The organism is Thermodesulfitimonas sp. (assembly GCF_052743955.1).
On sequence record NZ_JBRAIN010000052.1, the window covers coordinates 1 to 13,065 of the forward strand.

Genomic DNA, 13,065 nt, shown 5'->3' on the forward strand with positions numbered 1-13,065 from the left:
GTTGCACCGGTTACCCCGATGACAAGGGGACTGAAAGTCCAAGCCGCGCTCCTGCGTGTGGTCTTGGACCGCGTAGTTGCACCGGTTACCCCGATGACAAGGGGACTGAAAGGGGAGATAATTATGGCGCTTGAGCCCATCACCAAAGCGTTGCACCGGTTACCCCGATGACAAGGGGACTGAAAGACTACGAGATACGGCGAAGGAAGCTGCCCAATCGTATGTTGCACCGGTTACCCCGATGACAAGGGGACTGAAAGGCAATCCATGAAGTGTCCATAGTAATCTGCGACACCTTTTCCCGCCGCAGTGTCCGGCAGCTTCTGCGAGTGCAAGCACGGCTTCTGTTGCCACCACGAACGTGAGAGCAAACGAAGAGTAAACTGGAAGCCGCTGCGAGAGGGCTGCCTCGATTGGGGCAGCCCCTTTTCATGGGCGCTACGGGAGGATGAGTTACCTGTGTCTGAATTATCAGACTGACGCCTTTTTTTTTCGGTGGGTTGCTTCGAGGAGGATCAGGAAGCTGAGCAGAATACCCGCGCCGATCCAAGCGAGGAGGCCCAGGCGGTTCAGGGCGAGGTTTATAAAGGTGCCGGCGGCAAGAGCGGTAACCAGCATGGTGCCGGTCACTTTAAGCGTGTCCCGCCAGCCAAGTTCCCGGGCGAGGATGAGAAAAGTGGCCAGGCAAGGGAAGTAAACGGCCAGGACAGTGCTGGCCACAACCAGTTGCTCCGGGGTGAGGTGGAGCGGGGCCAGAATGCCGAGGGCCACGTCCTTTCGTAGGAAACCAAGGACTAGGGCGATGGCGGTGTTGCCGGGTAGCCCGAAGAAAAAGGTGAAAAGGGGCTGAAAGACGCGTGATAAAAGATGAATAAAACCCGAGAGGTAGGCCAAGTTGACCACCAGGATGCCCAGGAGGATGAAAGGGATGGCTTCTTTGAAAAAGTGACTGATGCGGAGGTAAAGCTTTTTGGCCAGGACCTTTACCCCCGGGAGCCGGTAGGGCGGTATTTCGACTAATAGGGAGGGGGTGTAGCCTGCGAGCTGCCGGTTGAGCAAAAGGCCAAGGGTGAGCCAGACGCAGAAGAGCGTCAGGAATATCTGACCCACGTAGAGGCTGCCGTGGGGGCCGACCAGCGCGAAGATCATGGCGGTCTGAGAGAAGCAAGGGACGGCGATGGCCATGAGCGTGCTGGCGATAAATTTCTGGCGGTGGCTCTCGAGGTTGCGGATCGAGAGGGCTGCCGGGACGTTGCAGCCAAGTCCTAAGATCATCGGGATGATGGCGTAGCCGTGCAGCCCCACCCGGTGCATCAGCCCGTCAAAGAGGACCGCAAGGCGCGGCAGGTAACCGAAGTCCTCAAGGAAGCCGAGCACCAGGTAAAAGGCGACGATGTACGGAAAAACCATCGCCAGGGGCACGTAAAGGCCGGTGCTTAAGATACCGAGCGACTGAACAAAATCGATTTGCCCGTTAATTAGCTGGCCGATAAGGAGGTCGTGAAGTGGTCCCGCGCCGCCAAGGGCCGCGCTCAGCTTCTGAAGAAAAGGGCGGTACCAGTTTTCAAAAAGGGGCTCGAAGAGAAAATTGATCAATCCTTCACCTATAAAGCGAATTATCTTGAAGGCGCAGAAAAGGACCAGCCCGCCCAGGATAAAACCGGTCAGGGGCATGACGCTCAAATCCTCAAGCTGCTCCAGTAGGGTGTGGTGGCGGTGCGTTACCCGCTGCACCTGCCGGACGATCCGGCCGACGGTAGCGTACCGCTCGTCGGTTGTCTGCCAGGTAACGGTGCCGCTGCGGGCTTCGGGAAGGCGCGCGACTAGCTGTTTGATGCCCTCACCCCTGATGGCGGCCATGGGCACCACGGGAACACCGAGGAGTGTTTCAAGTTTCGGTACGTCGATGACAATGCCTTTATGCTGCGCTTCATCCCAGAGATTGAGCGCCACGATGAGCGGAACCTGCCGGGCGATAAGTTCAAGGGTGAGGTAGAGGTTGCGCTCCAAGTTGGTAGCGTCAACCACGTTGATAACGATATCCCCGTGAGGGAGCATGGCTACGGCTACTTCTTCAGCTTTGCAGGTCGGTTCCAAAGTGTAGGAGCCGGGAACATCGATCACCTCCACCCGGTCACCGTTGAGGTTCAGGTAACCCCTGGTGTACTCTACGGTGGTGCCGGGGTAGTTGGAAGAAATGACCCTTGTCCCGGTGAGTTGGGAGAAGACGACACTTTTGCCGACGTTCGGGTTACCGACCAGCAGAATTTTCATCCAGGACCTCCACGAAAACTTTTTTGGCCAGGCCAAAACCCAGGGCGACCCGAGTCCGGTTCACATCTACAATAACCGGGCCGTGTAGCGGCATCCCGCTCACCTTCATGATTTCCTTACCGGGTACAATACCGAGAGCGTTGAGGCGTTTGGCTGCCTGCTGGCCGCCGCTAATCTTAATGATGCGGCCGTGCGTGCCGTTCTTGAGCTCTGGGAGCGTTAGTTGCGTGTTATTCATAGCTTATGGTTACTCCTCCTTCTCGCGGGGCTGGTTACACTCAGAGCAGTAGCCCAGGATCTTTTGCGGAAATCCCCGGGCGTCAAAACCGTACCGCCTCCAGAGTTCCTCCTCGAGTTTTTTCATCGGTTCGGCGGTAAACTCGATGACCTGGTTGCACCGCACGCAGACCAGGTGGTGGTGGGTATCGAAATGGCGCTCGTAGTGGCTGCGGTTTTCTCCGAGGTCGAGTTTCCGGAGAAGGTTAGAAGCGACAAGGAGCTCCAGGGCGCGGTAGACCGAAGCCCGGGAAACCTTGGCGCCGCGGGCCTTGATCTCGTCGAGGAGCTCTTCGGCAGTGAAATGATCGTGGAAGGTAGAGATCGCCTCGAGGATGGCTTTCCGTTCTGCGGTTAGTTTGCCGCCACGGGTCGTCAGGAAATTCCGGAAACTTTCGATTTCTTTAAGCATATTTTCACCCGAAAAACTTATGGTTTTATAAGACCTACCGTTTAACGGTTAATAGACCGCAGTCGCGGATTATTGAGATTGAGACTAAGTATACACGAAAGTTTTAATAGCAATTTTAGAGGGGTAAACTAATACCCGTCAAGATTTTTGGGTAACCCAAAGCAAAGAAAGTTTTCCCTGCGGGGATAACGGTAAGGTTTTAAGTTTTTATGGCGGCAGGAATGACGGTGGCGGGTAGCGAATCTGGTTCCCGAGACAGATAACGGGGGGCTAATGGGGCCCGCCTCCGGGGCTAAATTAAATTATGGGGCAGATTCTCGAGTTTTGCCGCCTCCGCTGCCCGGAGTGTTACACGACTTTTCCGGCGGAAATTATGCGGAGCACCGGATCGGGAGGGGTACTGGAAAGCGACCTCTGTTACCGGGCCGGTAATATTTTCCCCTATCCCTTTTTCGTGGTGGTTTGCCCCGGGTGCAGGTTTGCCGCTTACCACCAGGAGTTTGATTTTCTCTGCGAATTTCCCCACTACAGTGAGTATCACCCGCTGCAGCGGGCTCTCGGTACGTTTCTCCGCGAGCAACGGCGTCTTTATCCCGGGAGCGAAAAATACCGGCTAGCGGTGCAAAGTGCGCAGAAAAGAGGGGCGGGCGCGCTAGCGATAGCTTACCTTCACCTGCGAGGTTCGTGGTGCGCGCGGGAAGAAAAAAACCGGGAGGCGGAGCGGTACCACCAGGAGGAAGCGCGGCGGCATTTTGGTGCGGCGCTCAGCGGCCTTACCGGGATGGAGGCGGCGATTGTTGGCTATCTGATTGGGGAAATCAGCCGTCGGTTAGGGGAGTTTGACCGGGCGCTGGTAGCCTTTGCCAGTGTTGACCTAGAGTCCCTCCCGGAGTGGTTGCGCCCTGGTTTTCTGACGGTGCGGGAACGGGCGGCCTGCGGGGACGGGGCGCCGCAGATTCTTCGCAGATGATCGCCTCTTGACTTTTAACGGCTAGTAAAGCATATTAATTGAGAAGGGTTCTTATTTAGTGCCGATTGTGATGGGGCAGACCGGATTTTAAAGCGTGGTCACGGTACCGCTACGGAAAGTATTTGGTGCCGGTTAGGGATGGATGGGTGGCAGGGAGGGCCGCAAGAGTGAATTTGGCTGGAATACTGGCGGGGCTGAAGGAGAAAGGGCTGAAACTAACGCCCCAGCGGCAGCAGATTGTGCGCGTTCTGCTGCGGGAAAAAAGGCCGCTTAGCGCGAAAGAGGTTAGGGAACTCGTTAACCGGCGCTTTCCGGGCGTTGGACTAGGCACTATCTACCGTACGCTTGATACTTTAAAGGAGTTAGGTTTGGTAAACGAGGTTGTTTTCCCAGACGGGGGAAAGCGTTTTGAACTACGGCAGGAACACCGGCACCACCTAATCTGTCTTGGTTGTGGGCGGGTAGTAAGTTTTCTTTTTTGCCCGGACGATTGCGTAATGCGGGTGGCGGCGGCGAACCCGGATTTTGAAATCCACGGGCATAGCTTCGCCGTCTTTGGCTATTGCGGGGAGTGCCGGAAAGCCAAGAATTGAGGAGGCGGTGACGTAGTGCGGCTGGTCGTGGCGGTGGTTTTGCTGGTTTGTTCTCTTCTTAGCGGGTGTGCTGGCGATAAGGGAGGGGCGAGCGCCGGCAAGGTTCGGGTTGTCGCCACCTTTTTCCCCCTTTACGATTTCGCGCGGCAGGTGGGTGGGGAAAGGATTGAGGTGACTTGCCTTGTGCCGCCAGGGGTGAGCGTCCACGAGTGGGAGCCGACGGCGCGGGATATTAAGCGGGCGGTGCAAGCAGACCTTTTTATTTATAACGGGGCGGGGCTCGAGCCTTGGGTGGATAAGGTCCTACCGGAATTTCACGGCCGGGCGGTCGTGGAGGCTACGCGTGGGCTCGACCTTTTACGTTATACAGGTGAAGATGAAGATCATGCCGGAAAAGATACAGCTGCGGAACACCACCACCATGGCCCTTACGACCCGCACGCCTGGCTTGACCCGGTTAGGGCGCAGTACTACGTGCGGCAGATTGCAGTGGGTTTGAGCCGCGTGGACCCGGCGGGTAGGGCTTATTACGAGGAGCGGGCGGCAGCTTACATTGAGCGGCTGGCGGCGCTTGATCGCGCGTACCGGGAAGCGGCGGCCCACTTCAAGCACCGGGAAATTGTGACGGCCCACGCGGCCTTCGGCTATCTGGCGGCACGCTACGGACTACGCCAGATACCGGTAGCGGGACTTTCCCCCCAGGCGGAACCGTCACCGGCGCGGCTAAAAGAGCTTGTAGCCTTGGTCCGGCAGTATAAGGTAAAGTATATTTTTTTCGATTCGACCGTGAGCCCCCGCTTAGCGGAAACACTTGCCCGCGAGGCCGGGGTAAAAAGCCTGGTACTCAGCCCGGCGGCGGGGCTCAGTCCGGAGGAAAAAGCGGGGCAAAAGGGTTATCTTGCGGTGATGGAGGATAACCTCGCCGTCCTAATAACGGCTTTAGGCAGTGAAGGGCGTTGAGACAACTGAAGTCTGACCCCGGGAGGAGCTATCGATGGTGGATACGCTGGTAAGTCTTGATGGTGTGAGTATTAACTTTAACGGGAGTAATGTCCTTGAAGATATTCACTTGAGTATCAGACGCGGTGATTTTATGGCTATTCTTGGGCCAAACGGCGCCGGGAAGACCACGTTGCTCAAGGTGATTCTCGGCCTGTATAAGCCTACGGCGGGGACGGTCAGGCTTTTCGAGGTTGAAAGTGCCCACTTTCGGGAGCGCTACCGTATTGGTTATGTACCGCAGAAGGCGGGCTCCTTCGGAAATTTTCCGGCCACAGTCTGGGAAGTGGTGGCTGCAGGGCGCATCGCCCGCGCCGGATTGTGGCGGGGATTTGGCAGTTCCGACCGGGAAAAGATAAAGGAGGCGCTTGCGGTTCTTGGAATCGAGAATCTCGTCCGCTGCCCGGTCCGGGCCCTTTCCGGGGGGCAGCGGCAGCGGGTGGCGATTGCCCGGGCGTTGGCGGCGGAGCCAGAATTGCTACTCCTTGACGAGGCAGCGGAAGGGCTTGATGTCGCAAGCGAGGAAACCTTCTACGGCCTTTTGGAGCGGCTCAACCGGGAGCGGGGCGTCAGCATTGTCCTGGTAACTCACGATATCGGTGCGGTTTCGCGGCGGGTGAAAAAGGTTGTTTGTCTGAACCGGCGCATCGTTTTCGCTGGGCCTCCGCAAGAATGCCTGGAGAACGGGAAGCTCTCCCTGCTTTATGGGATGCCGGTTTTTGTCCCGGCACGAGCCGAACGGCAAATCCGGAAAATGTCGGGCAGGAGGCGGTAGGGTGGATATCTGGGGTTACGGTTTCTTTCTCCGGGCGATGGCGGCGGGCGTGCTTTGCGGTTTTGCTTGCCCGCTGGTCGGGGTCTTTCTCGTCGCCCGGCGGTATTCTTTTCTTGCCGATGCCCTCGCCCATATCGCCCTGACCGGTGCAGCGCTGGGACTCATCTTGAGTGTTTCCCCTCATGTGGTTACTCTTGTGGTGGTAGTAGTAGCGGCCTTCACGGTCGAATGGTTGCGGCAGCGGCAACGGTTTCATGCCGACGCTGTGCTGGCAATGGTGATGGCGGGGGGTCTATCGCTCGGGGTGATTCTGATAAGCAAAAGCCGGGGCTTCGGGGCTGATCTTACCGGGTATCTTTTCGGCAGCCTGCTAACGATCAGTCCTGCGGACCTGCGGGTTATCACGCTGCTGGTAGCCCTTACGGCAACGGTGGTTTTCTTGTTTTACAGGCACCTTTTCGTTATTGCTATCGATGAGGAATATGCGCGGGCGGCCGGCTTGAAAGTAACCTTTGTGAACACAGCATTCATTGTAGTGGCGGCGCTCACGGTGGGGGTAGCGATTAGGGCGGTAGGGGTGCTGCTTACCGGGGCGCTGGTGGTCATACCGGTTTTAATCGCCATGCAGGTGAACAAGAGTTTTAGCGGGACAGTGGCCACCGCGATCGCAGCGGGGACGGGAATGGTTCTTGGTGGTTTGCATGTTGCTTATTTCCTTGATCTACCGCCGGGGCCAGCCGTCGTACTGCTCGGTATAGCGCTTCTCGCCGGGATCATCACCGGTCAGCAACTCTGCAAAATAGTCAACAAGTCTTAAACTCCCTGTGACGGCCTTCTTTTTGGTTTGGGGGTGGCAGCAATGAAGCAAAAGTGGGTAATGGCCGGCTTAGTACCTGAAAAAAGGGTGCGCGGGGTCATTTTCGACCTGGACGGGACGCTTACACCGGTGCGGAGTGTCTGGCAGCATATCCACGAAGCGCTTGGCACCTGGGAGAGTCACGGTAGCCGGTCACTGGCAGCTTTCTTGGCCGGGGAAATTACCTATGAGGAGTTCGCCCGGCGTGACGTGGGAGCCTGGCATGGCGTGTCGCGGGCGCGTATCGCGGCGATCGTGGCCCAAATTCCCTACCGCCCCGGCGCGAAGGAACTGGTGAGCAGGTTAAAAGAGCGGGGGGTGCGGCTGGCGCTTCTTTCTTCCGGTCTCGACATTTTAGTCGCTCGGGTGGCGAAAGAGCTCGGTTTTGACGTTTGGGTTGCTAACGGGCTCGGCTTCACCAACGGGGTGGTTGACGGCCGCGTACATATCCGGGTGCCCTGGGATGGGAAGCCGGCGCACCTCGATTCGATCTGCCGCTTTTTCCGGACCACGCCTGCGGAAACGGCGGCCATCGGCGACAGCCACGGGGATATCCCCCTATTTGAAAGGGTGGGGCTCGGGATAGCGGTTAACGCCGAGCCGACTGTCTGCGCCTATGCCCACCTGAGCCTTGATTGCAGTGATTTGCGGGAACTATGGCCGGTTCTATCACCTCACCTGCCGTAAAAGCGCGAAAAAAGGAGGGACCGCGGTGTTAAAGACGATTGAAGTCGTGACCCACAAGCACCAGGAGTTTGTGGACATTACGGGCAAGGTACAGGAAGTTGTACGGGAAAGCGGCATTACAGAGGGGATAGCGTACATCTACTGCCCCCATACCACCGCCGGGATATGCGTTAACGAAAATTACGACCCGACGGTGGCCGAAGACATTTTAAACAAGCTCGAGGAATTAGTGCCGGTCGCTGGAGCGTACCGCCACGCAGAGGGGAACGCGGCGGCACACATCAAGTCTTGCCTTGTGGGGGTATGTCACCCGCTCCTGGTGAGTGGCGGGAAGATAGTGCTTGGCACCTGGCAAGGGGTTTTTTTCTGTGAGTTCGACGGCCCCCGACAGCGGAAAGTGCTGGTTAAAGTAATCACCGGTTGAGCGCCCCTTCTTCTTTGCGCCGCTCACGGATTTCGTACCACCGATCGCGGGTGCGGTTTAGGATGGCGGGATTTGCGGTGCGCTGCGGATGTTCCAAAATCCGACTAAACCAGCGGGCAGCTGCCCCTTCATTCCCAAGACGCAGGTTTAGATCACCAAGTAGGTAAATGAGGTTTAACTCTAACGTAGGGTCGGCCGATTGCTCTGTTTGGTAAGATTGTTCGAGATAAGCGAGGGCTTTCTGAAGATTTTGCTGTTCTTCCTCCCCTTTTCCTGCTATCCGGTAGAGCCATGCCGTTTTTAGGTATAATTTTCCTAAAAGAAGCTTTTTACCGCCTACCGCTTCAAGGCATTGGATTGCCAGGCGGAATGATTCTACCGCCACGTCGAAATTTCTCTCGCCGCTGAAGGAAAGCGAGCTACGGATTTTCGGTAGCAGCGTAGCCAGGTTGGCTTTTTCCCGGTCGGTTAGCCGAGGCATTTCTTCGGTAAAGGCATAACCACAGTGGGGGCAGACTAACACTTCGTAAAACATAGGATTTATGGTTTCGTAGTAAGGGCAAAAGTCGCTATCTGTTCTGGTAAGGCGGACATATTTCGATTTTACGGATAAAGAGGTGAATTGCGCTTCGCAAGCGGGGCAGATATGTTGCTTGGGATAAAAAGGCGAATCCCTCATTTCCCCGTTTTTCTTTTGATTGCCTACAGTTTCTTTAGCGGTTTCTTTTTCAGTGTCGGGGGCGGCTGGTGGTACCGCCATATCTAAAACTGTGCCTGTCTGGCGCAGGTAGCCCGCCAGGACTCCCAGAAGCGTAAGTGCTTCCTGCGGGTGTTCCTTAAGGAAAGAGTATAGATCTTGACGACTTATAGAAAGGACGATGGTTTCCTCTTCGGCTCGCACGGTTACTGTAGCAGGCGCCTGTTCGAGAACGTCAAGTACGCCAATGACCGATCCCGGGCCAGCTGCTTCGTAAACGAAGCCCTGCCTTGTGCGGCGGCTGATACCGGCCCGCCCGTGCAGGATGATAATTAAGCGGTTGGCGATTTCACCTTCTTCTAAGAGGACGCTTCTGGCAGGGATCCGGTTTGCCCGGAAATGCCGGGAGAGACGTGCCAGTCCGTCAGGAGTAAAGTCTTTAAAAAGTGGGATTTTAGCTAGTAGCTCGGTAACTCGGTTCAACGCTTTCCTCCAAAATTTCAACAAAAATTTTTATAAAAATTCCCCCTTGGGACGTTTATTCCTTCTTGGTTTTTAGAATTTCTTTCAGCGTATTTGATAGAGGAAAAGCTAAAGACTTAACGAATCTTTAACCCCGGGTTGTTTGTAGTTAACCAAGAGATTAGGGTTTTATACCCCGGCGGTTCAGGAAGGAGGGATAGAGAGCAATTTTTGCCTCTTAAATCTTAATTTTGAAGAAGATTTAGGGAAGGGTTGCATTGTTACTAAAGAAGCGTTGGTTTGGTGTAATATCTGTTATTTTAGCGATTTTCCTGACGCTTACCGCGGGAGGGGGTCAGAAGAGCGGCCCCGGGGGAGGCTCGCAGGAAGAAGGGAAGCTTACCGGGACGGTTGTGGTGGCCGGCTCTACAGCTATGCAACCGGTGATTGAAGAAGCGGCTAAGCGGTTTATGGAAAAGAACCCTGGGGCTCAGATTACCGTTCAAGGCGGCGGCAGCGGCACCGGGCTCAGCCAAGTTAGCCAGGGTGCTTGCGATATCGGTATGTCCGATATCTTTGCCGAGGAAAAGGCAGGTATTGATGCTGGTCAACTGAAGGACCATAAAGTTTTAGTTCAGGCGTTTGCGCTGGTGACACACCCTGAAGTGGGCGTGGATAACCTTACGAAGCAGCAGATTCAGGAGATTTTTACCGGGAAAATCACCAACTGGAAAGAGGTCGGGGGCAGAAACCAGAAGATTTTCCTAGTAGATCGCGCGAAAGGTTCCGGAACCCGGGCGACCTTCCACAAGTACGTAATGGAGGGTAAAGAAGAGATAAAAGGGGATGTGGAGCAGGAATCAAGTGGGACGGTTTATCAGATCGTAAGCCAGACGCCGGGTGCCGTTAGCTATCTTGCCATTGCTTACCTTAACGGTAAGGTTAAGCCCGTTAAAATTGATGGTGCGGCGCCTACGGAAGAAGATATCAATACCGGCAAGTATCCTTTGTGGGCCTTTGGCCACCTATATACTAAAGGTGAACCGTCAAAAGTGGTTAAGGCCTTTATCGATTTTGTACTAAGCGATGAGGTGCAGAACGGATTGATCAGGGAGATGAAGTACTTCCCTGTAAAGGGGATGAAAGTTGAGTTATAAGCCGTAACCGAAAGGGGCCGGATAATAAGGGGAGGGAGAGAAGGCTTGCCTTTTCCTCTCTCTCATATTTTATAATTTAACAAGTAAGACTCTTAGGTCGAATTTTAGCCTTATAAATACAAAGGAGCAATATAAGGGCAGTGGTAAACCGGAATGTCCGCCGCGAGTTTTTGGGTTACAGCCTTACTTTTTCCTGCGCTGTGATTGCGATTCTGTTAATTTTAACGATTATTCTTTTTCTTGGTTGGAAGGGGCTGGCGGTCTTTACCCACCATAAAATAAGTCTAGCAAACATCTTCAGCGTCCACTGGTGGCCCGACCGTCCTGCCAGCGCGGGAGGGCCGCAGGTAGGTGTTCTTACCTTTGTTTTCGGCTCCGTTATCACTTCGACGTTGGCGGTTCTACTGAGTGCCCCCCTTGGGGTTACGGTGGCGGTTTTTATGGCCGAAATTTCGCCCCGGCTTGGTCAGCGTTTTTTGCAGCCGGTTATTGAACTGTTGGCTGGGATTCCTTCGGTTGTTTACGGCTATATCGGGTTAAGTGTTCTCGTGCCTTTTATTAGAAATAATATCGGCGGAACCGGCTTTAGCTTATTAGCCGGTGGACTGGTACTCTCAGTAATGATTCTCCCGACTATTGCCAGTGTGGCTACAGACGCGATCCGCGCCGTGCCGGGCACGCTAAAGGAGGCCGCCCTAGCCCTAGGCGCTACGCGGTGGCAGGCAATAAGGACGATCATTCTACCTAGTGCCCGGGCCGGGATTCTGATGGGGGTTGTCCTCGGGTTGGCGCGGGCCTTTGGCGAGGCGCTTGCGGTGCAGATGGTGATCGGGAACCGGCGAGAGATCCCCCATTCTATTCTTGACCCACTAATTACCTTGACCAGTGGTATCACCATGGATATGGGTAATACGGTTCAGGGTTCATTATGGAACGATATCCTCTGGTTTATGGCCCTAATCCTGCTGGTTCTTTCCTTTTTCTTTATCTTTCTTATTCGGCTGCTTGGAAGGAAGGGAGCGGTTCTTTGAAAGCCCAGGTCAAAGACAAACTAGCAACGGCAGGTTTTTACCTTGGCGCGGGGCTGGTGGTCCTGATTTTGTTCTCCCTCCTCGGTTATATCATTGTTCACGGTTACTGGGCTATTGACCTGCAATTTTTGCTGGGCGAGCCGGAAACGCTGCGTGCGGGGGGTGGCATTGGCCCGAATATTTTTAATTCCTTTTACCTGCTCTTCCTTTCGATGACGCTAACTGCTCCCCTAGGAATTTTAGGCGGTATCTACCTTGCCGAGTACGCGCGCCAAAACCAGTTTACGAATCTGATTCGTTTGAGCATTGAAACATTAACCTCGCTTCCTTCGATAGTAGTAGGCCTCTTTGGGTTGTTAATTTTCGTTACCATGTTTGGTTTTGGCTACTCGCTGGTGGCAGGTGCGCTGGCGCTTATGGTGATCAATCTCCCGATGATGGTTCGGGTGACGGAGGAGAACCTCCGCACTGTGCCGCGGGACTTACGGGAGGCGAGCCTGAGTCTTGGCGCTACCAAGTGGCAAACGATTTGCCGGGTGGTACTGCCTACCGCCCTGCCGGGCCTCATAACCGGGATTATCATTACCGCTGGCCGGGTTTTCGGCGAGGCGGCAGCGCTCCTCTTTACGGCTGGAATGACCACTCCCCACCTGAACTTTAGTCAGCTTGATATCACCCAGCCCACCTGTCCCTGGAATCCCTTCCGCCCAGGCGAGACTCTCGCTGTCCATATTTGGAAGATCAACTCTGAGGCTTTGATTCCCGATGTTCGGCGGGTGGCAGACGGTTCAGCAGCGGTGCTGGTACTGGTAGTGCTGGGCTTCAACCTTTTTGCCCGTTGGGTCGCGCGGCGCTTTACCTGTCGGCTAACGGGCGGGTGAAAGATACTCTTGTGAATAGTGTAAGATAGTACCCGGTAAAGGAGAAAGAAGCCGGTATCATGCAGTAGCCGGCTTCTTTTGCTTGTTTTCTCTGGTGGGCCACGAGGGACTCGAACCCCCAGCCAGACGATTAAGAGTTAACGTCCCACCGTTTGTAAAAGTTTACCAGAGGCCGCAAGCCTGGCAATGAAGCGGCTTTCCGGGATTTCCCTCTTTCTGATAAACCCTCAAAAACTGCGGTAAATCGAACTCATTTTCTCAAAATTTTCTCAAAAAGTTATGCCCGCAAACCCGTATTACTTCACGGCTTTGGAGATATTCTCCTTTTAGAGCAGGTCGAGCAATTCTTCGACGGTAAGACCGGCCTGCTTCAAGATGGTTTTTAAAGTCTTCGGTTTTAACGTCTTGCCGGGGTGAACGGGGACAGTCACCAAAAGGCCGCCTTCAGGCGGCTGAAGATAGTGGTGGCTGCCGCGAACATGAAGAAGGCTGAAACCCTTTCGCATAAGAGCAGCCATAACCTCTTTGCCCGTTACCCGCGGCAGCCTTGTCATAAGGATACCTCAATCTC

15 protein-coding genes are annotated in these 13,065 nt (G+C 54.9%); 10 read left to right on the forward strand and 5 right to left on the reverse strand.

The features are described 5' to 3' along the window. Window positions 1-471 precede the first annotated feature (471 nt). From ACUVTA_RS05820 to ACUVTA_RS05830, 3 genes are read right to left on the reverse strand one after another with little or no spacing between them, the layout of a single operon-like run. On the reverse strand, window positions 472-2,274 hold the full coding sequence (locus tag ACUVTA_RS05820) for a FeoB small GTPase domain-containing protein (protein ID WP_445952028.1): 1,803 nt from the start codon (window positions 2,272-2,274) through the stop codon (window positions 472-474). Beyond that, entirely contained in the window at window positions 2,252-2,512 is a 261-nt protein-coding gene (locus ACUVTA_RS05825; RefSeq protein ID WP_445952029.1) for a FeoA family protein, read from the reverse strand. The genes ACUVTA_RS05820 and ACUVTA_RS05825 overlap by 23 nt, the downstream gene beginning before the upstream one ends. A gap of 9 nt (window positions 2,513-2,521) precedes the next feature. Further along, window positions 2,522-2,962: a Fur family transcriptional regulator gene (locus ACUVTA_RS05830; RefSeq protein ID WP_445952030.1), complete on the reverse strand. Its 441-nt coding sequence runs from the start codon at window positions 2,960-2,962 to the stop codon at window positions 2,522-2,524. Window positions 2,963-3,266: 304 nt separating this feature from the next. Between ACUVTA_RS05830 and ACUVTA_RS05835 the strand changes: the two genes are divergently transcribed. From ACUVTA_RS05835 to ACUVTA_RS05865, 7 genes are all read left to right on the forward strand, one after another. After that, complete coding sequence (locus ACUVTA_RS05835) at window positions 3,267-3,932, forward strand: DUF2225 domain-containing protein (RefSeq protein ID WP_445952031.1); 666 nt, start codon at window positions 3,267-3,269, stop codon at window positions 3,930-3,932. 167 nt (window positions 3,933-4,099) lie between these two features. Further along, window positions 4,100-4,525, forward strand: a complete 426-nt coding sequence (locus ACUVTA_RS05840) for a Fur family transcriptional regulator (RefSeq protein ID WP_445952032.1) — start codon at window positions 4,100-4,102, stop codon at window positions 4,523-4,525. Window positions 4,526-4,540: 15 nt separating this feature from the next. After that, window positions 4,541-5,485, forward strand: coding sequence for a metal ABC transporter substrate-binding protein (locus tag ACUVTA_RS05845; RefSeq protein WP_445952033.1), 945 nt, complete (start codon window positions 4,541-4,543; stop codon window positions 5,483-5,485). A 34-nt stretch (window positions 5,486-5,519) separates the two neighbouring features. Next, window positions 5,520-6,299 carry a metal ABC transporter ATP-binding protein gene (locus tag ACUVTA_RS05850; RefSeq protein WP_445952034.1) on the forward strand — a complete coding sequence of 260 codons (780 nt, stop codon included), beginning with the start codon at window positions 5,520-5,522 and terminating at the stop codon, window positions 6,297-6,299. Between the two features lies 1 nt (window position 6,300). Next, window positions 6,301-7,116, forward strand: coding sequence for a metal ABC transporter permease (locus ACUVTA_RS05855; RefSeq protein WP_445952035.1), 816 nt, complete (start codon window positions 6,301-6,303; stop codon window positions 7,114-7,116). Window positions 7,117-7,158: 42 nt separating this feature from the next. Continuing rightward, window positions 7,159-7,842 carry an HAD family hydrolase gene (locus ACUVTA_RS05860; protein ID WP_445952036.1) on the forward strand — a complete coding sequence of 228 codons (684 nt, stop codon included), beginning with the start codon at window positions 7,159-7,161 and terminating at the stop codon, window positions 7,840-7,842. Between the two features lie 25 nt (window positions 7,843-7,867). Continuing rightward, entirely contained in the window at window positions 7,868-8,266 is a 399-nt protein-coding gene (locus ACUVTA_RS05865; RefSeq protein WP_445952037.1) for a secondary thiamine-phosphate synthase enzyme YjbQ, read from the forward strand. On the opposite strand, the gene ACUVTA_RS05870 is transcribed toward ACUVTA_RS05865, so the two are convergent. Further along, the gene (locus ACUVTA_RS05870) at window positions 8,256-9,446 is read right to left on the reverse strand and encodes a DUF2225 domain-containing protein (protein WP_445952038.1); all 1,191 of its coding nucleotides are present in this window, start codon (window positions 9,444-9,446) and stop codon (window positions 8,256-8,258) included. The genes ACUVTA_RS05865 and ACUVTA_RS05870 overlap by 11 nt on opposite strands. A gap of 257 nt (window positions 9,447-9,703) precedes the next feature. Here ACUVTA_RS05870 and ACUVTA_RS05875 point away from each other — a divergent pair, with 257 nt between their 5' ends. From ACUVTA_RS05875 to pstA, 3 genes are all read left to right on the forward strand, one after another. Then, window positions 9,704-10,582: a phosphate ABC transporter substrate-binding protein gene (locus ACUVTA_RS05875; RefSeq protein WP_445952039.1), complete on the forward strand. Its 879-nt coding sequence runs from the start codon at window positions 9,704-9,706 to the stop codon at window positions 10,580-10,582. A gap of 140 nt (window positions 10,583-10,722) precedes the next feature. Next, entirely contained in the window at window positions 10,723-11,613 is an 891-nt protein-coding gene (gene pstC, locus ACUVTA_RS05880) for a phosphate ABC transporter permease subunit PstC (protein WP_445952040.1), read from the forward strand. Further along, complete coding sequence (gene pstA / locus ACUVTA_RS05885; protein ID WP_445952041.1) at window positions 11,610-12,494, forward strand: phosphate ABC transporter permease PstA; 885 nt, start codon at window positions 11,610-11,612, stop codon at window positions 12,492-12,494. The genes pstC and pstA overlap by 4 nt, the downstream gene beginning before the upstream one ends. A 326-nt stretch (window positions 12,495-12,820) precedes the next feature. Here the strand turns inward: pstA and ACUVTA_RS05890 are convergent, their stop codons facing one another. Continuing rightward, a complete protein-coding gene (locus ACUVTA_RS05890) occupies window positions 12,821-13,048 on the reverse strand; it encodes a type II toxin-antitoxin system HicA family toxin (RefSeq protein ID WP_445952042.1) in 228 nt (75 codons plus the stop codon). Window positions 13,049-13,065 lie beyond the last annotated feature (17 nt).

Bases quoted from the DNA above. Each gene is read 5' to 3' on its own strand.
- ACUVTA_RS05820 (WP_445952028.1), bottom strand. From the start codon at position 2,274: ATGAAAATTCTGCTGGTCGGTAACCCGAACGTCGGCAAAAGTGTCGTC.
- ACUVTA_RS05825 (WP_445952029.1), bottom strand. From the start codon at position 2,512: ATGAATAACACGCAACTAACGCTCCCAGAGCTCAAGAACGGCACGCAC.
- ACUVTA_RS05830 (WP_445952030.1), bottom strand. From the start codon at position 2,962: ATGCTTAAAGAAATCGAAAGTTTCCGGAATTTCCTGACGACCCGTGGC.
- ACUVTA_RS05835 (WP_445952031.1), top strand. From the start codon at position 3,267: ATGGGGCAGATTCTCGAGTTTTGCCGCCTCCGCTGCCCGGAGTGTTAC.
- ACUVTA_RS05850 (WP_445952034.1), top strand. From the start codon at position 5,520: ATGGTGGATACGCTGGTAAGTCTTGATGGTGTGAGTATTAACTTTAAC.
- ACUVTA_RS05860 (WP_445952036.1), top strand. From the start codon at position 7,159: ATGAAGCAAAAGTGGGTAATGGCCGGCTTAGTACCTGAAAAAAGGGTG.
- ACUVTA_RS05890 (WP_445952042.1), bottom strand. From the start codon at position 13,048: ATGACAAGGCTGCCGCGGGTAACGGGCAAAGAGGTTATGGCTGCTCTT.